Consider the following 20,456-nt stretch of genomic DNA (forward strand, 5'->3'; position numbering starts at 1 on the left):
ATCAGTTTAAATTGAATTGAGGCCAATAGATGTTTAAAAACTCCACACTTTACAAACCTGAAGCCACATTAATGCACATCAGAAATGATATGAGCATTTGTCAGAGTGACTACCCAATTGACTGGTATCAAGAAGAGTTTATTCCATATGCCCAGGAATACCAAGCTCTTCCAGATCGAAAACTTACGACCGTTTTAGCATGGATGACTCCTTATCTTAAAAAAGCTCAGGATCATTTTGGTGAGCGATTACTCCTTTTAGCTCATTATTACATGGGTGGGGATATTGTTCGCCTGGTTGAACAATTTGGAGGACTTATCGGTGACTCCTATCAATTAGCTTTGATGGCAGCGGAACACCCGGAAAAATCCGTCATCATTGAATCTGCAGTGCATTTCATGGCGGAATCAATTAGTATTTTGGCGAATAAAAACCAACACGTTTATATCACCAATCCTAAGTCCGGTTGCACAATGGAAATGCTTGCCAAAGATTTCATGGTTGAACCTGCTTTCCTTGATTTGAATGAGCGGTATGGTTCCGAAAATATTTTACCGGTTTGCTATATGAACACATCAGGTCGAGTCAAGGCGTTGACTGGTGCTCAAGGTGGAGCCGTTTGCACAAGTTCCAACGTAAAAAAAATATTTCAATGGGCACTAAAACAAAATAAAAAGATTCTTTTTATTCCGGATCAACATATGGGTGAAAACGTCGCCTATTGGTTAGGGATAAAAAATCTTGCCTATTGGCCGGGTGGAACTGCTGGAGCTCAATATTCACTTGCGAATCAAGATTCAAAAACTTTAAAACAGTTTGATGAAGCACAGTTAATATTATTCGCAAGCCAATGCGCCGTGCATACCCATTATCAACCCGAAATGTGCGATTATTGGCATAATCAAGGATACACCACAATCGTTCATCCAGAATGCCGAAACTCCGTAATTAAAATAGCACAACACTCAGGTTCCACAGCGTTCATCTGGGATTATGTAGTTCATGATCGCGCCAAAACCAAACGTTATGCTATTGGTACCGAAAATCACATGGTAGAAAATCTAAAACAACACTGTAAAAGTTTGAATATAGACGTAGTTAACTTAGCGGAAGCCCCTAACAAAGAAAATGAAAAAGGAATAGGTTGTGGCTGCGCTACGATGTCACGCAACGACCCCCCGCATCTGGTTGCACTGGTCGATTTACTTAGACAAGGAAAAACCATGTCTTATAATGAAGTTAAAGCTGGTGATGTAGTCAATGAATTTACCGGAAGTAGAAACAGATTGCCTGAACAGGATCAGCAATGGGTTATCAATAATGCTAAAAAGTCCCTCCAAATGATGATCGATATCACTGAGGATCGTATTTAAGCCTCTAAAATATAATTGGATTAATTTTAAGCCCGGATGTTCGATCCGGGCTACAATTATCCCACTAATAGCCGAGTGATAAATGCTTAATGACAAGCACAAGAAGGTGATTGTACACCGTCCTTACATCTTAAATAACCTGTAGATGTATCACATTGAGCTACTCCTCCATGTTTTGAACAACAGCCTTTAGCACTTGTAGTTGTTGTGGTAGTTGATTTAGTTTTAGTAGCGGGTGTAGTAGTTGATTTTCCACCCCACCAGCTTTTTGATTTCGTTGTTGTCGTTGTAGTGGTTGCTGGAGCTGTTTTTTTAATGGTACGGGATTTTATAGTAGTTGTACTCTTGGTTTTCTTACACTTACACGAGGGAGAAGCGGTACCATCCTTACACATCTGGACTCCAGTAGTACCATTACAAGAAGCAACTCCCCCATGACCTGAACAACAAGCAGCATAGGCTCCAATCACTGGACTGCTCATTAAAAAAAGAACTGCTATAAATCGATTTGCCCATCTTGAAGCTAAATTAGCATTTTTCATTTGCAAACTCCATTTCAGTAAATGACATTAAATAATATAGACCATATTTATTAAAGCCATGATATTGAATGGAACTTCAGAAAACTTAAAAACTTGCAAAATCATATGAAGGTCTAGCTCATGTTGTATAAAATTGGCATTGCTCTAATCCTTGCGTACAGACGAAGCCTCCCATGGTATCAATCCAATTATAGTCAAGACGCGATGGAATTTTGGTACGCACTTGCCACCAAATTGAGTAATCGCCTGCTGAATTTCTATAAGTGCAAACCACTCCTTGACCATATCCAGCAATTAAAATATTTGCCCGTAGGAAATAAGTATCTTTATCCCCCTGTGGGCGATTAGGTGAATAGGGATTCTCTTCCCAAGGAGGTGGAGGAATACCCCATTTTAAAGATGTGCTTTGTGGATCTGGGCAATTCACTGCATAACTAAGAGTCATCAGCTGTGCAAGAAAAAAACTAAAAATAATAAAATGATATCTCTTCACAAATCCCTCTTTAATCCTTCGTTATTTTTTAAATAATATATACAAAAATCCATTGTGAGAATTTATTTCTTTGTTATAATGGCCGCTCAAATGCCTGGGTGGCGGAATTGGTAGACGCGCCGGATTCAAAATCCGGTGGTGGTGACACCGTGTGGGTTCGAGTCCCACCCTAGGTACCATAATTTATTCTCTTATTATTCCCTCTCTTATTAAAATTTTTCATAATAAATTCATAAAGACATCGCATCCTCAAGCCTAATTGTATTCATCTAAATTTCGTATTCACTTAACTTTAATCCCTCTTCCTAATATTACATTTAGATAATTTAAATTAATTGTTCTATATTTAACCTTATAGGTGAATGTTTAATCGTTAAAAGGAATAGGTGATCATTATGAATAAAAAGGTATCGAGCGACTATGAAGCGCTTCTAAAGCATGTAACTCAAAGTAAAAATATGGATCTCCCTCTTACAATTACACAAAAAGAGGCAGAGGCCATTTTACATGTCGTTCATGACGTGGGCGGAGAACCCGATGGTCCACTTGATAAATCGGAACATAAAACTGCTTTCTGGGAAAAAAGTACTCATTGTGTTGCAGAGTGTTTGGCTTGGCGTGGACATTGGTGTTCTGAAGAAAGACGTCGTCGGGAGAATGATTTGGGTGAAACCATATATTTCGCCACCCCTTACTATGCACGTTGGTTGTTGGCTATAGCAAAGATGCTAATTGAAAAAGGTTTGATTACTCCAGATGAGTTAATTCAGAAAATGGATGTAATCCGTCGACGGGAGGGATATATCAAATGAATAAATTTAAGATTGGTGATCGTGTCATTGTTAAAGATTTACCCTCATTATTTCATACACGGACACAGGGTTATACCCGCAACCATATAGGTGAAGTTGTTATGTTAAGACCAGATTGGGTTATTCCTGAGGATGAAGCCTGGGGACGAGAAGATGGTCGAGCTGAACCTTTTTATATGGTTCGATTTAAACTTGCTGATTTATGGTCAGATTATACAGGAGAGCCAATTGATACCTTAGAAACAGAGTTTTCTGAGCGTTGGCTTGACTTTCCACCAGACAAATAAATCAGGATAACTTAAAGAGAGGATGCTATGAGCAAGCAACATGAACATGAGCATGAGCATGATAAAATCGAAGAGAACGATGAAGCTTATGAATTTACTGTTTTAGAGGCTACTATTAGAGAATTAGCCATTGAAAAAGGGTTATTTTCGGCCGAAGATTATCGTCGATTTATGGAATGGCATGATGATATGGAGTCCTCCAAAGGCGGAGCACGAGTTGTGGCGCGTGCCTGGGTCGATCCGGAATTTAAAAAGCGACTGCTCGCAGATGGCGTAGCGGCCTGTAAAGAGTTGGGCATTGATTGGCTTAGACCAACTGGTTCTGGTACTCCCAGTGATTATACTTATTTCGTTGTCTATGAAAATACACCAAAATTGCATAATACAATGGTTTGCACCTTGTGTTCTTGCTACCCGAGGCCTGTATTAGGGTTTGCACCAGCTTGGTATGAACGGCCTAATTATAGACGCCGCTTAGTTCGATGGCCACGAGAGGTGTTGGCTGAATTCGGTACTATAATTCCGCCTGATGTAGAAGTGCGTGTGCATGATTCGAATCAGAAATCGCGCTTTATGATGTTACCTTTGCGACCTAAAGGCACGGAAGATTGGAGTGAAGAAAAATTAGCAACAATCGTGACTCGAGATACGATGATAGGAGTATCCATTCCTCGTATTGATTGGACATCATCATCAACTCCAGGAAAATAACCACATGATTGAAAAATGTCGTGAGGATTTATTATCCCTACTTTACGCCGCGGGCCAGGGACATATCGATATAATAAAACGGTTTATTAAATCGGGTATGGACATTAATCAAGCTGGAAAAAATGGCATGAGCGCATTAATGGTCGCGGCGGAATATGGCCAATCTGATGTTGTAGCCGCCCTTTTAGAAGCAGGAGTAAACATAGATCAAAGTAATCATACTGGGCATACCGCTTTGATGTTTGCCGCAGAATACGGTCACGAAGACGTTGTAAACCAGTTATTAAAAGCTCGAGCTGACGCTTCACTGACTAATTATAATGGCGCAACTGCTCTAAGTCTTGCCAAAAAATATGAACATTTTACGGTAGTTAACCTATTATCAAAGCAAGATGGTATTTCCGATGAGACGTACACAGCAAATTGAACTGCTTTAACTGGGGATGATGCTGTTGTTCACTTATGTTTATGCCGATGGTGGATATCAGGATAATGCGGATGCGAATGCTTCATAAGCGGATGCACATGAGCATGAATGTGAGGCTCCTTACCGTCCCATGGGAAATCATGACTATGCTGGTGGTGTTCATCATGGAGATGAGAATGGGTATGAGCAAGCGTTTCATGCGTGTGTATATGTTGATGGTGTTCCGAGAGATGCAACCAAACACCAATGACAATTAGCACCATTGCAATCCAAAAAGAAATTGAGGTAGCCTCATGAAAAAATACAATTGCAATAAGTGCGCCGATAAATGGTGCGGTAGAAAAATAAGCTCCGGTTCTTCCAGTACCAAGCTCACGTATAGCAAGCACGAATAAAACCAGGCTGGCTCCGTAACCAATAAAACCAGTTAACAAGGCATAACTCATAATTACGTAATCGGGTAATTTTATTCCCCAGGAAAGAGATATAGCGACAATTACAATTCCCGAAACGAGTCCTTTAATTCCCGCTATGAAAAAAGGGTCCCCAGCAGAAATTTTTTGAGTCAAATTATTGTCTATAGCCCAAAATAAGCATGCACCTGCGATGCAAATAAAGCCAAATATATTTTCTGGAGTCAGAGTGCCATGAGGGACAGATAATAAAATACCTCCGGCGACAATTAAAAACATACCAAGCACAATACGCTTTGTTGTATGTTCTTTAAAAATAAACCAAGCAATCAAAGCAGTAAAAACTGCTTCCAAATTCAAAAGTAAGGATGCACTTGCTGCATTTATTTGTTGCAAACCCTCCATTAATAAAATGGGACCCAGTACTCCGCCACAAATCATCGTACCTAATAACCAAAACCAATCGCCTTTTACCAGACCAGAAGGGCTAAAGCCCCGATCTTTGATCACGCGGATTATAATTAATCCTGAACCACTACCAATGTAAAGTAACCCAGCCAACAATATAGGAGAAATTTGACCAACAAGATATTTTGCGAATGGAGTACTTGCACCAAAAAATAGGGCCGCGACCAGTACGGCTAAGGTTGGAGAAGTAGCAGCAAACCTAAACAATAGATTCGTGCTATTTTTTAAGTAACGATTCAATTTTAGATACCTGTACATGGGTCATTGAATAAGTAAGAAATAAATATCGCATATTTTTTATTATGTTTCCTTATAATCAGGGGTTACTAAAATTATAGCAACATTCCTTATTTACAAGATGGCAGAATAGGGCAAGGATTTCATTGTGAACGAGCTTCCTACTATTTGGGATTAGCTTGGTTTGATTTTAATAGCCACTATAGAAAGCAGTCGCATTTATTTATAAATACTAACTTGACAATGTTGTGCTAATTTTATTACACCATGCCATAGTACGGCCAATAATCTAAATTATCACTGGACTTCTCTTATCGCGTTCAGTGTATTGCGACCAGACTAAAAAATACATGCAATTAACTTATTATTGTATTGGATTTAATTGGCCTTCTTTCTCTACAGTGTTTAGGTCTTGTCGGATTTCTTTAGTTTGATTTTTGATCAAAATCAAAAAAGGGATAAACGCTAAAGCAAATAAAATAGAAAGTTCATACAAACCAACCCACCCTATCGCCATTTGAATGCTTGCAGCAACAGGTCCAGAAATAATACGGGGTATTGTTGATAAAGCCACAAGCATCGAAAATTGAGTTCCAGTATATTGCTTATTCACTAAGCGCATGAATAAAGCAACTAGAGCTGTAGAGCCCATTCCTGCTGCGAAATTGTCAAAAAATACTGCAATGGCCAGTAAGGTAACGTTCTTCCCTACCATGGCCAATACAAGAAATAGCACATTGGTTAATGCTTGTAATAAGCCAAAAAAAAGTAAGGAACGATATAACGAACAACGTATTAATAAAAAGCCCGCCCCCAAACCTCCAAGCAAAATGGCTCCAACCCCTAACATTTTATTGATGTAGCCAATGGTCTCTAAAGAAAAACCAAGCCCTTGGATTAAGAAAGGCATAACAATCCCACTTGTAGTGGTTGTAAATGCTTCACCCATCTTATAACAAAAAATAAACAGCAAAAGAGGAATTATGCCGGGACGTAGAAGCAATTCCTTAAGCGGAGCGATAAAAGACATACCAAAATTATTCTTTTCTTTGGTTTCAAGACTCGGTTCTTTACTAAAGACCACAGCAAACATGCCCGCAATCATCAGAATACCCATAAATCGATAGGTTAAAGCCCAACCGAGCTTCTGCGCCATAATCAAGGCCAAACCACCCGATAACAATAACGCAATCCGGTACCCTAATACTGCTAAAGAAGCTCCTAACCCATGTTCACTAACGGGTAAATATTCAGCTCGATGTGCATCGATCGCAATATCTTGAGTAGCAGAAAAGCAAGCTAAAACTAAAGCAATTAACGCCATCAATTTAGGGTATTGTTCGGGGGTAAACCAGGCGATTAAGTTAAATCCAAGAAGCAATAAACATTGCATACTTATAATCCAACTCCGCCTTTTACCCATGCTGAATAAAGAATAGCGATCGAGAATAGGTCCCCAAAAAATTCGATAAGCATAGGGTAAACTAATTAGACTTAATGTTCCGGTAGCAAGGACTGACATTCCACTGTATGCAAACCATGCCTGTAAGGTACTACTGACTAATGCCATCGGTAAGCCAGAGGAAAAACCTAAAATGAAAATAATAAATAGGCGTTTATTCACATGCAGATCTCTTAAAGGCAGTAGAATTTTTATCTAAAAGAAAAATCCTACTCCCATTTTTAAGGAGTAGGATACAATAAGGAAGGAAATCCCTTCTACATTGATTAGGCTTTTTTCACAGAGATTAAATGAATTTTGAAAATTAAAGTTTCATTTGGACCTATAGGACCACCTACACTACGTGGGCCGTAGGCTAAGTCTGAAGGTACATAAATTTCCCATGTAGAACCAGCAGGCATCAATTGTAATGCTTCTGTCCAACCAGGAATTACTTGTGATACTTGGAATGTAGCAGGTTTACCTGATTTCTCAGTGCTATCAAATACAGTACCGTCAATTAAAGTACCTGTGTATTCGACAGTTACTGTATCAGATTTACTAGGCTTGTTACCTGTACCTGCTTCAATAACTTTATATTGCAAACCACTAGGCAATACAACTACACCAGATTTTGACTTGTTAGTTGACAAAAAAGCGTCGCCTTTAGATTTGTTCTCTTCAGCTTTCTTGTTAAATTCTGCGCTGCGTTTTGCCATCAGATCTTTCTGAAATTTATTCAGAACATCTTTCATTTGTTGTTCGGTCAAAATCAATTGGGCACCAGACATACCATCTTGCATTCCTTTAGCCAATGCTTCCGGATTAATATCAATACCTTGATTTTTGAAGTTTTTTCCTAAATCAGCACCAATACTATAAGATAATTTATCCTTATCCGTAACAAGCGATGTAGCATCAGTAGCAGCCATTGCAGTAGACATTGCCAGCCCCATAATGGCCGCAGTGACCAATTTCATCTTCATAAAGAATCCCCTTGTAGTCTTTCTATTGTGCATATCTTCTCAATTTTTATATTGAAGACATTGCATTCTAACTAAAATGCATCATAATTCTGCCTAAAATTACATGAAATTACCAGCATTTGTATACGATTAATTGTAACTATATTATAAAGTACATCGCATTAGAAACTCTTAATACATTTCTCCGATGTCGATTTCAGTCGCTGCAAAAATATATGACAAATTATAAAGTCAATAGTTAACTATAATTAAAATAGACAAATAATTAAGATCCCTCTACACTTTGCACTAATTGTAACTAGAGATGAACACATGAACATCAGTGTATTTGATTTATTTTCCATTGGAATTGGCCCATCAAGTTCTCATACTGTAGGTCCAATGCTTGCAGCTAATGCCTTTTTAAAATTACTTGAAGACCGACAACTCATGAATGAGGTTCAACGAGTAAAAATAGAACTCTATGGTTCACTTGCTTTAACCGGAAAAGGCCATGGTACCGATAAGGCGATTTTAAATGGGTTGGAAAATAAAACACCCGAGACTGTAGCTCCAGAATCTATGGTGCCTCGTATGCACGAAATACTTAGTTCTCATACGCTTAACCTAGCAGATAAAAAGAACATTAATTTTAACGAAGCTACTGATTTTCTCTTTTTACAAAAAGAGCTCTTACCCAAACATTCAAATGGCATGCGTTTCTCAGCCTTTGACGCTCACGATAATGTATTAATTGAACAAGTTTATTATTCAATTGGTGGTGGTTTTATCACTACGGAAGAAGATTTTTCCAAAGCCACTGAAGATACGAATCCACCTCCTTACCCTTTTTCTACAGCCACCCAACTGTTAGAACTTTGCCAAAAAAATAACTTGAGTATTGCTGAATTAATGCTTCTCAATGAAAAAACATGGCGTAGCGTAGATGAAATCCATTCCGGTATTTTAGCCATTGCCAAAGTAATGGATGATTGCATTACCAATGGATGCCAACACGAAGGGATCTTGCCAGGAGGGCTTAATTTAAAAAGACGTGCTCCTGATTTATATAAAAAGCTTATGAACGAAAAAGGAGTGAAGAGCGTTTTCGAACAATCTGATATCATGAATTGGTTAAATCTTTATGCCATGGCTGTGAATGAAGAAAATGCGGCCGGTGGCCGTATTGTTACTGCGCCGACCAATGGTGCCGCAGGTATTATTCCTGCCGTACTTAAATATTGCCAACGCGCCCATGATAAAATGAGCCATGAGGATATTTATACCTATTTTCTTACTGCGGCTGCGATAGGCATACTTTATAAAAAGGGTGCATCCATTTCAGGTGCTGAAGTAGGATGTCAAGGTGAAGTGGGCGTTGCTTCTTCTATGGCTGCAGCAGGTCTTACTGCTGTTCTTGGTGGCACTGTAGCTCAAGTAGAAAATGCTGCAGAAATTGCAATGGAGCATCATTTAGGTATGACCTGTGATCCAGTATTAGGTTTAGTACAAATCCCTTGCATCGAACGAAACGCTATGGGTGCTGTAAAAGCCGTGAATGCAACACGAATGGCTCTCATTGGTGATGGTCAACATCAAATTTCTTTGGATAAAGTAATCAAAACTATGAAACAAACTGGAATGGACATGCAAAGTATTTATAAGGAAACTTCTATGGGAGGCTTAGCAGTTAATTTGCCAGAGTGCTAAGAATAACTTAGATGGCATTGATCGCTGTCTTGTTTTATTAATTTTTCTAAACCGGATATACGATGTCTCTGTATTCCTTCATTGATCTGTTGAACATCCTCTGAGGAACTCAATAAAGAGGATGTTTCACTCACGGCTCCTACCACCTTTTCCATTTTCTTATTGACCCTTAGGTTTCTGTACTGCTCTTGGTCTAGGCGGTCTCTAACAAAAAATAGATTTCTATCAATAGATCCCCATGCAGTTTCTTCTTTACTGTTTACAATTTCATCTCTAAATTCAGAGTCTCGAACTTCGCGTTCTAGATCGCTAGTTGATTGTTTCATGCGTAAAAGTCGAACGGGTAAAGAACTAACAACGAGATTAAACTGATATATACTATCAAGCTCATCCTCCATATAACAACAAGACATAGACGTACGAAATTTATTCAACGTGTCAACAGCGGCGCGTATTTTTTCTTGTTGTTGATGAGAGTCCATATAATCATAAATTGGACAGTAACTCTCTTGATTGGATAGCATCGAAATACTATCGGTAACAAAATAGGCACAGATACGACCTTTGATTTGCAAAATATCTGTAGGGATATAAACCTTTAACGCGCATCCTTCACTTAAAATACCAAATTTCATTTTACTGCTTAATAAGCTCGTTAAAACAAGCGATTGATCGAAGCCCAATGGATCACAAATCAAAATATCCAATGTCGGACGACTCGTGATTCTCTTAAAATTAAACTCTAAAAAAGACCAATGATTTAATTGTTCACTTCCATCCCATTTTGAAATTGCGATTTGAAATTTTAGGTCGCTTTTGCAATATTCAATCATATGTTCAATAAGTTCATGTAACAAATCTATTTCATCGGTGCTGATTGCGAATGCTTTAAAGTTTCCCCTTTTTTTCACTCGCTTCATTTCTTTTAAATATAAGAAAAAAGCCATAAGGTCTACTGATATGTTGGCGGGGTTGTCGCATAGGGCAAGTAATTTTTTAATTTCTGAGATGCTTTTCATGACGAACACCATTGAAATTTTATGAATCTATTAATCTAAATGAGATTAATAAAAATCAAAATGATTTAGTGAGCAAAACAAAATTATTTAATTTCATTTGCTTGATACTTGTGTTTTATGCTTTACCATGAGCCATCTCGCTCTTTTTTAGATCATGGTAAAATAATGAAATTACTGCTCGCGAGTGGATGAGTGAAGAGGGAGAATTTAATCTTATTTTTAAAACTCAAAAAAATTAGCACAAAGCTAAACAGGACAGCACGTTTAATCAAAATATTGACTCCTCAAGATAAATGGTTTGACAACAAACGCGCAAGAGCTAAGGAATAATGTGAACAATGCTATGGAAATTGCATACGAATAAGATACAGAGCTCACCCAAAAAGAGCGAGGTGATCTAGAAAGTCCCAGTTTCGGTTTCTAATTAAATCTAAAATAAAGACTTGAAACAAGTTTTCTCAAGTCTATATTTCTAAATACTATTGCATTTAGCTATAGCCTTGGTGAAGCGAAGCAGAAGCCGGGGAATGTTTCTACCAGGAAATTACGGTTCCGCTTCTAAGGCTACACCATAGTATCAATTAACGAAAATCCACCCCTCAGGGTGCTCTTTAGAAAAAAATAAATCACTCATTGCGAAACCTACAACTGCCGCAAGTGTATCATTAAAATAAACCAAGGGAACTTGCTCTCTCAACCATGGGGGAACCCCCCACTCTTGGAATAATTTTTTTAGCCGTTTGGTCTGCCCATGCCAAAAAAACTCTTCTCCTCCTTGCCTAAAACGGACAAATATTTTGGTATTAGCAGGTATTACTAATCCCTGGCTGCTTTTTTTTGCCAGTAAATTAATGCCAGTATTAGGTAGGATTAAGGGTAAGGGAAATGCAGACCATTCAACGCAGGAAGTTAAAGTGCTCACATTTTTTTTATCTAAATATAAATACTTCTGATAACGACGGATGATCACTTCCCCCCAACTCACTTCAGGAGCTGCATCTTGACTGGCAAAAATTACTTCATCAATCAAACGTCGAAAAGTGGCAGCTGAAGGGAGTTGGACTTGATTATTCTTCAACCACACTCTTAGCACATTTGCAATACGGTCCCGACTGAATTGATGTAATGGGGTGAGCAATAAAAAATCCCTTTCTAATGCCTCTTGGCTTTCTTCTACGACCATATCTTGCGCTGCAAGTACCTCTAGGTTACGTTTTGCCTGTTGGCAATGAAGCGCCGTTCTTGCAATATTACCCACAACTCCAGGCCATTTTTGTTGCAACTCAGGTATAATTTGTTGACGGAGGTAATTGCGAGAATAGCTAATATCTTGGTTACTCTCATCGTCAATCCAGCTTAATTGATGTAACGCAGCATAATGCTGCAATTGCTCACGAGAATGGCTTAAAAAAGGTCTGGCAATCGCTCCTACTTCAAGTTGACTAAAATCAGTCATAGCAGCCAAACCGTCAATTCCGGCTCCGCGAAAAAGTTGTAAAAGTACTGTTTCTGCCTGATCGTCGAGATGATGTCCTAAAATCAAGCAATCTTGTGCTGCCATTAATGAAGAAAAAACCGCATAACGTGCAATACGTGCACCCTCTTCAACATTTGCAGAACGATCAAATTGAACTGACTGGGTAATGAAAGGAATTCCCAAATCATGACAAAACTGCTCGCAGTGAACTTGCCAAAGAGAGGCCTTGGCATTAATACCATGATTCACATGCACTGCGACTAATTTGGTCAGTAAAGTGGGGTGGGAAGCAAGAGCATGCAAGAGCACTGTTGAATCAAGCCCACCACTAAAACCCACAACTAATTTATTAAAATGACTCAGGCGAGAACACCACTCGGCACTTAATAAAGGTTTAATCACTTGCTCCCATTGCCATGAATTTTTGATATCGTTTTTCGACTAGCTGATCTAAAGATAATTTCTTTAAGTTGCGTAACTCACTCACTAAAAGATCCTTTAATCGAGCAGCCATCTCATCCACATTACGATGAGCGCCACCTAGCGGTTCAGGCACTACGAGATCAATTAATTTATTTTCGAAAATTTTATCTGCAGTTATTCTCATTGCACGTGCAGCTTCACTTGCTTTGGATGCATCCTTCCATAGAATTGACGCACAACCCTCGGGAGAAATTACTGAATAAATGCCAAACTGGAGCATTAAAATACGATCTCCAACCCCAATCGCTAATGCACCTCCAGATCCTGCTTCTCCTGTAACCACACAAATGATGGGTGTCTTAAGACGTGACATAACAAATAGATTACGGGCAATTGCTTCAGATTGATTGCGTTCCTCGGCACCGATCCCTGGGTATGCTCCGGCGGTATCGATGAAAGTAAAAACAGGCAATTTGAATTTTTCAGCCATATTCATCAAGCGTAGAGCCTTTCGATACTCTTCTGGACGCGCCATACCAAAATTACGGTACACTTTTTCTTTAGTACGTTTACCTTTCTGATGACCAAGGACCATTACAGGTTCACCATTTAAACGCGCCAAGCCCCCAATAATTGCAGGAGCTGAAGAACAGCTCCTGTCTCCATGGAGTTCCTGGAAATCAGTAAAAATACGTTCGATATAATCTGTTGTTTGTGGCCTTAGCGGATGTCTTGCCATTTGTGCCACTTGCCAAGGTTCTAAGTTTGAAAAAACTTGTGAAGTTAGCTCAGAACATTTTGCTTGAAGTCGCGCTATTTCATCACTTAAATTCACTTCGTTATCATGACCTATCATGCGAAGTGCTTCAATTTTTTGATTCAACTCTTCGATGGGTTGCTCAAAATCCAAAAATTGTCGGCTCATTGAATACTCTTTGGTGAATTAAATATCATGGTATATGATAACCTTAACCGACAATTGATGCCAGATTCAAACAAAGCATATGATCATTACTGGATTCAACCCTTTAAATACAGAAAACTGCGTCTTAAACGAAGCTCGAATTGACCTTTGGCAATTTTCTTTAACACATGAACTAAGAAATGCATATGAATTTTTAAATCGAGATGAGCAAGCGCGTGCCGAACGATTTTATTTTAGTAGACACAAACGCCGTTTTTCTACTGCTAGAGCAACTATGAGAATCATCTTAGCAAAATATCTAAATATTCCAGCGGAACATTTGGAATTTACCTATAATGATCACGGTAAGCCCGAGGTAATTAATGCAACAAAGTTGCAATTTAATATCAGCCATACTGGCGATTTGGCATTACTGGCAGTGGGAAAGAACTTCCCCATGGGTGTGGACATAGAACAATACTCCGCTCGGCCTTATGAAGGGATCGCAAAAAATTTATTTTCTGATCAAGAATATGAAGAGTTTATTAAAGTTCCACCTGCTCTAAAACCTGCCATTTTCTTTCATGTTTGGGCCCAAAAAGAAGCATTTATTAAAGCGTGTGGCTTAGGTCTTTCATACCCAACCAAACATTTTAGTGTTCCCATCTCTATGCCAACCAAACAATTGGTAGATGATCCCTTACATAACATAACTTGGCAATTACGCTCTTTTATGCCTGAAGTTGCCTGCAGTGGCGCATTATGCCATCACCCTACAGTAAGAGAAATCAGACATGGATTTATTCATCTACAAGAAAATAACACTTTAATTTTTTAGGTTTAAACCAATGTACTTCACTTCTTCACAACTCAATTTATTACAGTTGCTTGGCGACGGAAACTGCCATAGTGGTTCTGAATTGGGAGCAACTATAGGTATCACCCGCTCGGCAATATGGAAACAAATTAATCAATTAATTGCGGCAGGAATTCCTATAAAAAGAATAAGACATCAAGGATATCAACTCACTAGCCCTCTGCTTTTATTAAATAAAGAACACATTACGGAGCACCTTGAGTTACAAAAAAAAATGCCTCCATACAATGTACATGTGGTTACTTCTATTGATTCTACAAATCGCTATCTTAAAGATTTGCCTCCTACAAATACTGTAGATATTTGTTGTGCTGAAATTCAAACTCAAGGGAGAGGTCGGTTTGGCCGCCACTGGCACTCGCCATTTGGCGAAAATATTTATTGCTCAAGTCGTTGGAATCTCAATTACGATTTGACCAAACTTTCAGGGTTAAGTTTGGTGACCAGTTTGGCAATAGCAGCAACGCTCAATGAATTAGATATCTCATCGAATATCAAAATTAAATGGCCAAATGATATTTTGTGGTTCCATAAAAAGTTATGCGGTAGCTTGATTGAAATATTGGCAGAATCCAATGGTAGTATTCAAGTTATCATCGGTATTGGTTTAAATGTTAATACGGATACACAAAACCACCCTCTTCCAGAGAAACCCTGGTGCTCCTTATATGAAATAACCCAACAATACTTTGATCGTAATATTCTCATTGCAAAGCTGATTATCAATTTGGAACGTTATTTGAATAAATTTATTCACCATGACCTAAACTATTTTATGGATGAATGGAATAAATCGGATTATTTGTTTGGAAAAAATATAAAAGTCACACAATCTTTAGACACACTATCTGGAGTTGCTTGTGGAATTAATCCATTAGGACAATTAATACTGCAAGATGAAGGAGGAACTATGCATTTTCTTTCTTCAGGAGATACATCACTTCATGAAAAATGATATGGAATTATTAAATGTGAGGATATAAATAAAAATTAAGGGTTCGTCCCGAGCATTTTTACATGCTCGGAACTGGATGAACTGCGAGGAAATCGATTTATACTGCTTCTTCAGACTCGTCTGATTGTTTTTCTTGTTGTATGCGTAAATAAATTTCTTCACGATGTACAGATACATCTTTAGGTGCATTAATACCTAAGCGAACTTGGTTACCTTTCACACCTAACACGGTAATATTAACATCATCACCAATAATTAAGGTTTCACCGATGCGCCGAGTCAAAATTAACATAAAAATCTCCCTAACAAAGCAGCTATCTATTCCTCCACAGAACGCTATCCATGGTATTCTTGATAGCCAAAAAAGACTAAGACAAAAAAATACTTGCTATACGAATTTAATTTTACACTGTGATTATTAACAGAGTATTAAGAAAACGGGTAAATTATCTCTTTTTACACGGTTTCGTGCAAAAATTTTTTCTCTAACTTCCCTTAAAACCAATTAAATTAGTAAATTGAAGATTAATTGCATACATACGTGTGACCCATTTATTTTAGATATATAAAGGATTATCCCTCAAACAAAAATAATATTAGGGTCTATTTTGAGCGAAAAAGAGCAAAATATAATCTGAAAAAATGATTGTCTGTAAGTCCGAAAAAACGAATTAATTAATTTTTCCTTGATGACCAGTCGCAAATTTCCTTCATTTAGGGATATACTTACCAAACATTATTAAACGGGAAATTTTGCATGTCCTTGAAGGCCATGTACAACGACATCGCTGAACACTATGCTATGGCTAATCGTTTTGGTGCAATTAGCCAGAGTCACCAAGTCGCAATTGAACAAATGAAGCGCTTTTATTTGGGAATGAAACCTCATTATAAAATTCTTGATTTGGGGGTTGGTGATGGTGCGTTTCTAAAAAAACTGCAACAAATTATGCCGCAGGCAGAATTCACTGGAATTGATGTATCTGCAGAGATGTTAAAACATGCTAGTGAAACATTACCCCTCATCACCATAGAAGGTAGTGCTGCACAAGCCAGTAAATTCTTACCACCCCATAGCCAAGATTTAATTTTGGCTCATTTTATTAATGCTTATATTCCGATTAAAGTTTTATTTAACGAAGCCAAACTACTTACTCGAGCAAATGGTCATTTTTCAATGATTACCACAACCTATGATTCATTTCCTGTCGCTCAACAACGTCTAGCAGAATTTATTACAGAGGACTCCATATTAAGCAGTGTTGTGGGTCATTATTATAAATCTATTGTAAAAAATACCACAGTGGCTGCGAATAATAATGAATTGATGCACGCATTCAAGCACCACCAATTTGAAGTCATCGCTCATCAACGTCTAGAAATACCCATAACATTAAACACGATTGATGAATTAGCCCTTTTCGGTATAGAGGGAACATGGTTTCTTAATACTTTATCCATAAGAATGCTGCCAAAAATTTTTTTGATTCAAAGACTTAAGCGTCTATTTAGCAAAATATTCACTTTTCCTTATCACGATACTCACATAATTGATGTCGTTCTTGCTAGAAAATGATAATCTGATAATTATCTTTGGGTAGTGAGGTAGGAAAAATGATTTCTCAAGAAGTGAAGAATTATTTACCTGAATTGGCTCTCCGACAAAAACAAGCCAATAACATCATATTTATTACCTTCTGGAGCCAATTCTCTGTCTATGCACTGAACACCATCTTAGTTTTGTTTTTAACCCGCCCTGTATGGTCTCAAGGTCTAGGGTATAGCCAAGCCAAAGCCTATGCTTTTATTGGAGTAGCCCATGCCATGGGTTATTTGATGCCCATGTTAGGTGGGTATATGGCTGACACGGTAGTGGGAATTAGGAGATCCATACTTCTTGGAAGTATCTTATTAGCGCTTGCCTATTTACTGATTATGCTTAGTGGCTACACAGTCAGTTCTCTAGGAGATACTTTTTTTATTGCTGCATATGCATTTATTCCTGCCACTAACTCTCTTTTAATGGGAACTTCTTCAAGCATGGTCTCGCATATTTATTCAGATGATGCCATTAAGGCAAAATCAGCGATGACATACTACTACATAGCAATTAATGTGGGCGCACTGTTAGCTACTTTAATAGCCCCACTACTCTTTGAAAGTCGCTATGGACCGCTTTCTATTCTGACTTTGACTTTCGTAGGAAAATCGATTGCTGCTTTAAATTTTGCTAAGCGCTATTCCATTTATGAAAATGTCATTTGGGGTAAAGACCAATCTAAATTTTCCAAGTCAGGCATAGTTCGTTTAATTGCTTATATAGCCACTATCTATACTCTCACTTTATTTGCCTATTCTCATGTTTACATTGCCAGCACAATTATCGCCACCGGATGTGGTATAGGAATTGTATGGTTTTTAAGAAAAACGTTAACTCTTCATGGTATTGTTCGTGACAAACAAATGGTTGCGTTGCTACTCATTGTTGAAGCCGTTGTTTTTTTTGTTATTTATAACCAAATGAATAGCACATTAATTTTATTTGCTGAAAATAATTCCGACCATAATTTATTTGGTTTAACCGTTTCACCAGCTCATTATCAAATATTAAATCCACTACTTATCTTAGCTATTGGCAGTCAACTACCGCGTTTCTATAAAATATTTCCACACTTTACCATTCCCTATCAATTTGCAGCAGGTACGGCGCTTGCAGGAATTGCACTTTTAGTGATGTCCTGCGCGGCTTCGACAACCACCACCGGCATAATTAATGGCAACTATATTGCTTTAACCTATATCCTCATTTCTATTGCAGAATTATGGGTCAGTGCGATCGGCTTAAGCATGGTAGGTTTATATTGTGATAAACACTCAATTGCCTTTGCCATGGGTGTGTGGTACCTCGCCAGTTCTTTAGCACATGCTATATCGGGAAGAATTGCTGCATGGGTAGCTATTCCTAATACCATCCATTCACCTATTGAAAGTCTTCCTTATTATCAAAACTATTATTTGGTTCTAGGTCTCTGTGCTATGGGACTAGGTATTATGATGTATCTTTTCGCCTATGTTTTGCAAAAAATAATGAAAAAACGCGGCGTGATTTTAGGTTAGAGTGCAGAGCAGCTATTAAACGATTCAAATATATCCTTCAGGTGCCAAGCAGAAGCTTGGCGCTCTACACAAAACAGAGTCCTCTTATAGTCTTCCTATGCATTTAACATTTATTTAAATAAATACCTCCTCTGTTTTTACTATAAAAATATAAAGATAGGCTTGCTTGTTAAGTACGTAATTCGTACCATGCTTTTTTTAACTAGAGTGCATTCATATGAAGATTTATTTTCGAGATATTACATTCGAGGGACATCCACTAGTTTGGGAATTGAATGAAAAAACCAATCAAGCCACATGCTTATTGTATTGCATCAAAAAGGACAATGAAGTTCAATTTTTACCTAAAATGTCTCTTGAACTATTTAAGAAATTTTCGGGAATTACCCATGACAAGGGTGAAATTATAATTAAAGACGTTAAAACTTTCGGCCAGCCCTACCAAAGCGTCGATCATCTTTACGAAATAAAGGATAAAATCACTGCCCCTAAAGCCACTATTACAAGACAAAAAAGTTCTTTTTTCCTGCAACAAAAAAATAAGTTGCAAGACGAAGCTTCCACTTCTAAACCTCTCAAACGCAGCTTAAGTTTAAGCAATACAAACCACCCTCTTTTTACGCATATTACTTTGGATGAATTGATAAAAAATGATGAATCTACGTGTGCTTTATGGGGTGATACTGTTGCTTATGAGAATTATTTTGAAAAAAAGACCAGCACTGACGCTAAAGCTCGAGGCGCAAAATTCTTAAAGTCTTCAATGGCATTCAATGTTATGGTGCAGTATGAAAAAAATCGTCATCTTTATCCTTTAAAATCAAAAGTGATTAAAGAAATACGTGCTTTATTAGAGGTGCTTGATCCAATCTATACAAATTGGTATTCGGACAAAAATGTTCAGGTGAACAGAGAGTGGATTTTTCATTATTTTCAAAATGCAGTATTAGAAGCGATGCTCAATGGTAATCTCAATAACAAGCCGACAGAGTTTGAAACCAAAGAACCACCAAAATTGAATGCGGCACTACGAAAATATGCAATAGAAAAAGCTCGCTCTTTGCGTGCCGAATTAATGTTAATGAAGTTTAATATATTAATTAACCCAGAATTACCTCCTGAGCTTGCACTGAGTGAGAAAGAAGTACACACTCTAACCGAAATCACTTCCTTACGCGAATTTGTACTCAAACAGCCTAAAGAAATCCTAGAAGGCATAAGTGCACAATTAAATAAGATTGCTCAATTGATTATTGAGTCGGGAATGGTTGAAGAATCCTATACGGAATTAAGCACACAATTAAATGATTCATTAAGTATTGATGCACCTGTGATCATGAATTTTCATTCATTCAAAACACTGATACAAACTCTCTTGGAGCAGCAACTAACCAGTAGTAGCAGTAAAAAAGAATTAAAAATTGAAAAAGAATTAATACCTGAAATTGTTACTCAAGTAACCATAGAAACAATAACCCAAATCTCTAAAATTCTTAACTCAACACATGGTCAATATATCGCTCAATTATACAAGATAGATAGAAATTTTTACTTATGTAAGGAGTGGGCTGATAAATTAGCTGTTGAATTGGCAGATGTTAAACTCAAGCATCCTAAAGATGAGAAAAAAGTAATGGCTTATAGTCAGATGATTGCTAATAAAGTTGTGGGTTTCTTGCAACATCAATTGCAAAAATATCAACCTCCTCAAGATGAAAACTCAAACACCGACTCTTTGTCCATTAAGTTATAAAGAAATTTACTTTTATAAACACATGGAACCTGGGAAAAATTCTTTTCCCGGG

20 protein-coding genes and 1 tRNA gene are annotated in these 20,456 nt (G+C 37.7%); 12 read left to right on the forward strand and 9 right to left on the reverse strand.

What is annotated here, in order from left to right:
• Positions 1–29: 29 nt before the first annotated feature.
• Positions 30–1,373: a quinolinate synthase NadA gene (gene nadA, locus ACWTE2_RS03225; protein ID WP_454784117.1), complete on the forward strand. Its 1,344-nt coding sequence runs from the start codon at positions 30–32 to the stop codon at positions 1,371–1,373.
• A gap of 86 nt (positions 1,374–1,459) precedes the next feature.
• Here nadA and ACWTE2_RS03230 read toward each other — a convergent pair whose 3' ends face one another.
• Positions 1,460–1,915, reverse strand: coding sequence for a hypothetical protein (locus ACWTE2_RS03230; protein ID WP_454784118.1), 456 nt, complete (start codon positions 1,913–1,915; stop codon positions 1,460–1,462).
• A 118-nt stretch (positions 1,916–2,033) separates the two neighbouring features.
• Complete coding sequence (locus tag ACWTE2_RS03235) at positions 2,034–2,360, reverse strand: DUF3757 domain-containing protein (protein ID WP_454784436.1); 327 nt, start codon at positions 2,358–2,360, stop codon at positions 2,034–2,036.
• Between the two features lie 140 nt (positions 2,361–2,500).
• Between ACWTE2_RS03235 and ACWTE2_RS03240 the strand changes: the two genes are divergently transcribed.
• The 5 genes from ACWTE2_RS03240 (at position 2,501) to ACWTE2_RS03260 (ending at position 4,645) form a co-directional block, all read left to right on the forward strand.
• Positions 2,501–2,587: transfer RNA gene (locus ACWTE2_RS03240), tRNA-Leu, on the forward strand.
• Positions 2,588–2,803: 216 nt separating this feature from the next.
• Entirely contained in the window at positions 2,804–3,220 is a 417-nt protein-coding gene (locus ACWTE2_RS03245) for an SH3-like domain-containing protein (protein WP_182391081.1), read from the forward strand.
• Positions 3,217–3,507 carry an SH3-like domain-containing protein gene (locus ACWTE2_RS03250; protein WP_182391082.1) on the forward strand — a complete coding sequence of 97 codons (291 nt, stop codon included), beginning with the start codon at positions 3,217–3,219 and terminating at the stop codon, positions 3,505–3,507. Before ACWTE2_RS03245 ends, ACWTE2_RS03250 begins: the two co-directional genes overlap by 4 nt.
• 27 nt (positions 3,508–3,534) lie before the next feature.
• The gene (gene scnC, locus ACWTE2_RS03255; protein WP_182391083.1) at positions 3,535–4,218 is read left to right on the forward strand and encodes a thiocyanate hydrolase subunit gamma; all 684 of its coding nucleotides are present in this window, start codon (positions 3,535–3,537) and stop codon (positions 4,216–4,218) included.
• A gap of 4 nt (positions 4,219–4,222) precedes the next feature.
• Complete coding sequence (locus ACWTE2_RS03260) at positions 4,223–4,645, forward strand: ankyrin repeat domain-containing protein (protein ID WP_454784119.1); 423 nt, start codon at positions 4,223–4,225, stop codon at positions 4,643–4,645.
• Between the two features lie 29 nt (positions 4,646–4,674).
• Here the strand turns inward: ACWTE2_RS03260 and ACWTE2_RS03265 are convergent, their stop codons facing one another.
• The 3 genes from ACWTE2_RS03265 to bamJ all read right to left on the reverse strand — a co-directional run bounded on the left by ACWTE2_RS03265 (position 4,675) and on the right by bamJ (position 8,190).
• Positions 4,675–5,766, reverse strand: a complete 1,092-nt coding sequence (locus tag ACWTE2_RS03265; RefSeq protein ID WP_454784120.1) for a DMT family transporter — start codon at positions 5,764–5,766, stop codon at positions 4,675–4,677.
• 361 nt (positions 5,767–6,127) lie between these two features.
• Complete coding sequence (locus ACWTE2_RS03270) at positions 6,128–7,387, reverse strand: AmpG family muropeptide MFS transporter (RefSeq protein ID WP_454784121.1); 1,260 nt, start codon at positions 7,385–7,387, stop codon at positions 6,128–6,130.
• 104 nt (positions 7,388–7,491) lie between these two features.
• Positions 7,492–8,190: a BamJ family beta-barrel-assembly machinery protein gene (bamJ, locus tag ACWTE2_RS03275; protein ID WP_182391087.1), complete on the reverse strand. Its 699-nt coding sequence runs from the start codon at positions 8,188–8,190 to the stop codon at positions 7,492–7,494.
• A gap of 312 nt (positions 8,191–8,502) precedes the next feature.
• Here bamJ and ACWTE2_RS03280 point away from each other — a divergent pair, with 312 nt between their 5' ends.
• The gene (locus tag ACWTE2_RS03280) at positions 8,503–9,879 is read left to right on the forward strand and encodes an L-serine ammonia-lyase (RefSeq protein ID WP_454784122.1); all 1,377 of its coding nucleotides are present in this window, start codon (positions 8,503–8,505) and stop codon (positions 9,877–9,879) included.
• Here the strand turns inward: ACWTE2_RS03280 and ACWTE2_RS03285 are convergent.
• From ACWTE2_RS03285 to ACWTE2_RS03295, 3 genes are all read right to left on the reverse strand, one after another.
• Entirely contained in the window at positions 9,876–10,898 is a 1,023-nt protein-coding gene (locus ACWTE2_RS03285) for a hypothetical protein (RefSeq protein ID WP_454784123.1), read from the reverse strand. The two genes, ACWTE2_RS03280 and ACWTE2_RS03285, sit on opposite strands and share 4 nt — an antisense overlap.
• A 577-nt stretch (positions 10,899–11,475) precedes the next feature.
• Entirely contained in the window at positions 11,476–12,777 is a 1,302-nt protein-coding gene (gene tilS / locus ACWTE2_RS03290) for a tRNA lysidine(34) synthetase TilS (RefSeq protein ID WP_454784124.1), read from the reverse strand.
• Positions 12,770–13,723, reverse strand: a complete 954-nt coding sequence (locus ACWTE2_RS03295) for an acetyl-CoA carboxylase carboxyltransferase subunit alpha (RefSeq protein ID WP_182391091.1) — start codon at positions 13,721–13,723, stop codon at positions 12,770–12,772. Before ACWTE2_RS03295 ends, tilS begins: the two co-directional genes overlap by 8 nt.
• A gap of 79 nt (positions 13,724–13,802) precedes the next feature.
• Here ACWTE2_RS03295 and ACWTE2_RS03300 point away from each other — a divergent pair, with 79 nt between their 5' ends.
• Both ACWTE2_RS03300 and ACWTE2_RS03305 read left to right on the forward strand, forming a co-directional pair.
• Positions 13,803–14,540 carry a 4'-phosphopantetheinyl transferase family protein gene (locus ACWTE2_RS03300; RefSeq protein ID WP_454784125.1) on the forward strand — a complete coding sequence of 246 codons (738 nt, stop codon included), beginning with the start codon at positions 13,803–13,805 and terminating at the stop codon, positions 14,538–14,540.
• 10 nt (positions 14,541–14,550) lie between these two features.
• Positions 14,551–15,534 (forward strand): biotin--[acetyl-CoA-carboxylase] ligase, encoded by a 984-nt coding sequence (locus ACWTE2_RS03305; RefSeq protein ID WP_454784126.1) that lies wholly within the window; start codon positions 14,551–14,553, stop codon positions 15,532–15,534.
• Between the two features lie 97 nt (positions 15,535–15,631).
• Here ACWTE2_RS03305 and csrA read toward each other — a convergent pair whose 3' ends face one another.
• On the reverse strand, positions 15,632–15,826 hold the full coding sequence (gene csrA / locus ACWTE2_RS03310; protein ID WP_010654169.1) for a carbon storage regulator CsrA: 195 nt from the start codon (positions 15,824–15,826) through the stop codon (positions 15,632–15,634).
• A gap of 465 nt (positions 15,827–16,291) precedes the next feature.
• Between csrA and ACWTE2_RS03315 the strand changes: the two genes are divergently transcribed.
• From ACWTE2_RS03315 to ACWTE2_RS03325, 3 genes are all read left to right on the forward strand, one after another.
• Complete coding sequence (locus ACWTE2_RS03315; protein WP_454784127.1) at positions 16,292–17,110, forward strand: class I SAM-dependent methyltransferase; 819 nt, start codon at positions 16,292–16,294, stop codon at positions 17,108–17,110.
• A 38-nt stretch (positions 17,111–17,148) separates the two neighbouring features.
• Complete coding sequence (locus ACWTE2_RS03320; protein ID WP_454784128.1) at positions 17,149–18,651, forward strand: peptide MFS transporter; 1,503 nt, start codon at positions 17,149–17,151, stop codon at positions 18,649–18,651.
• Between the two features lie 217 nt (positions 18,652–18,868).
• The gene (locus ACWTE2_RS03325; RefSeq protein ID WP_454784129.1) at positions 18,869–20,404 is read left to right on the forward strand and encodes a hypothetical protein; all 1,536 of its coding nucleotides are present in this window, start codon (positions 18,869–18,871) and stop codon (positions 20,402–20,404) included.
• Positions 20,405–20,456: the final 52 nt, after the last annotated feature.

This window comes from Legionella nigrisilvae, assembly GCF_977063395.2.

Bases quoted from the DNA above. Each gene is read 5' to 3' on its own strand.
- nadA (WP_454784117.1), top strand. From the start codon at position 30: ATGTTTAAAAACTCCACACTTTACAAACCTGAAGCCACATTAATGCAC.
- ACWTE2_RS03230 (WP_454784118.1), bottom strand. From the start codon at position 1,915: ATGAAAAATGCTAATTTAGCTTCAAGATGGGCAAATCGATTTATAGCA.
- ACWTE2_RS03235 (WP_454784436.1), bottom strand. From the start codon at position 2,360: ATGACTCTTAGTTATGCAGTGAATTGCCCAGATCCACAAAGCACATCT.
- ACWTE2_RS03245 (WP_182391081.1), top strand. From the start codon at position 2,804: ATGAATAAAAAGGTATCGAGCGACTATGAAGCGCTTCTAAAGCATGTA.
- ACWTE2_RS03250 (WP_182391082.1), top strand. From the start codon at position 3,217: ATGAATAAATTTAAGATTGGTGATCGTGTCATTGTTAAAGATTTACCC.
- scnC (WP_182391083.1), top strand. From the start codon at position 3,535: ATGAGCAAGCAACATGAACATGAGCATGAGCATGATAAAATCGAAGAG.
- ACWTE2_RS03260 (WP_454784119.1), top strand. From the start codon at position 4,223: ATGATTGAAAAATGTCGTGAGGATTTATTATCCCTACTTTACGCCGCG.
- bamJ (WP_182391087.1), bottom strand. From the start codon at position 8,190: ATGAAGATGAAATTGGTCACTGCGGCCATTATGGGGCTGGCAATGTCT.
- ACWTE2_RS03280 (WP_454784122.1), top strand. From the start codon at position 8,503: ATGAACATCAGTGTATTTGATTTATTTTCCATTGGAATTGGCCCATCA.
- ACWTE2_RS03285 (WP_454784123.1), bottom strand. From the start codon at position 10,898: ATGAAAAGCATCTCAGAAATTAAAAAATTACTTGCCCTATGCGACAAC.
- ACWTE2_RS03295 (WP_182391091.1), bottom strand. From the start codon at position 13,723: ATGAGCCGACAATTTTTGGATTTTGAGCAACCCATCGAAGAGTTGAAT.
- ACWTE2_RS03300 (WP_454784125.1), top strand. From the start codon at position 13,803: ATGATCATTACTGGATTCAACCCTTTAAATACAGAAAACTGCGTCTTA.
- ACWTE2_RS03305 (WP_454784126.1), top strand. From the start codon at position 14,551: ATGTACTTCACTTCTTCACAACTCAATTTATTACAGTTGCTTGGCGAC.
- csrA (WP_010654169.1), bottom strand. From the start codon at position 15,826: ATGTTAATTTTGACTCGGCGCATCGGTGAAACCTTAATTATTGGTGAT.
- ACWTE2_RS03315 (WP_454784127.1), top strand. From the start codon at position 16,292: ATGTCCTTGAAGGCCATGTACAACGACATCGCTGAACACTATGCTATG.
- ACWTE2_RS03320 (WP_454784128.1), top strand. From the start codon at position 17,149: ATGATTTCTCAAGAAGTGAAGAATTATTTACCTGAATTGGCTCTCCGA.
- ACWTE2_RS03325 (WP_454784129.1), top strand. From the start codon at position 18,869: ATGAAGATTTATTTTCGAGATATTACATTCGAGGGACATCCACTAGTT.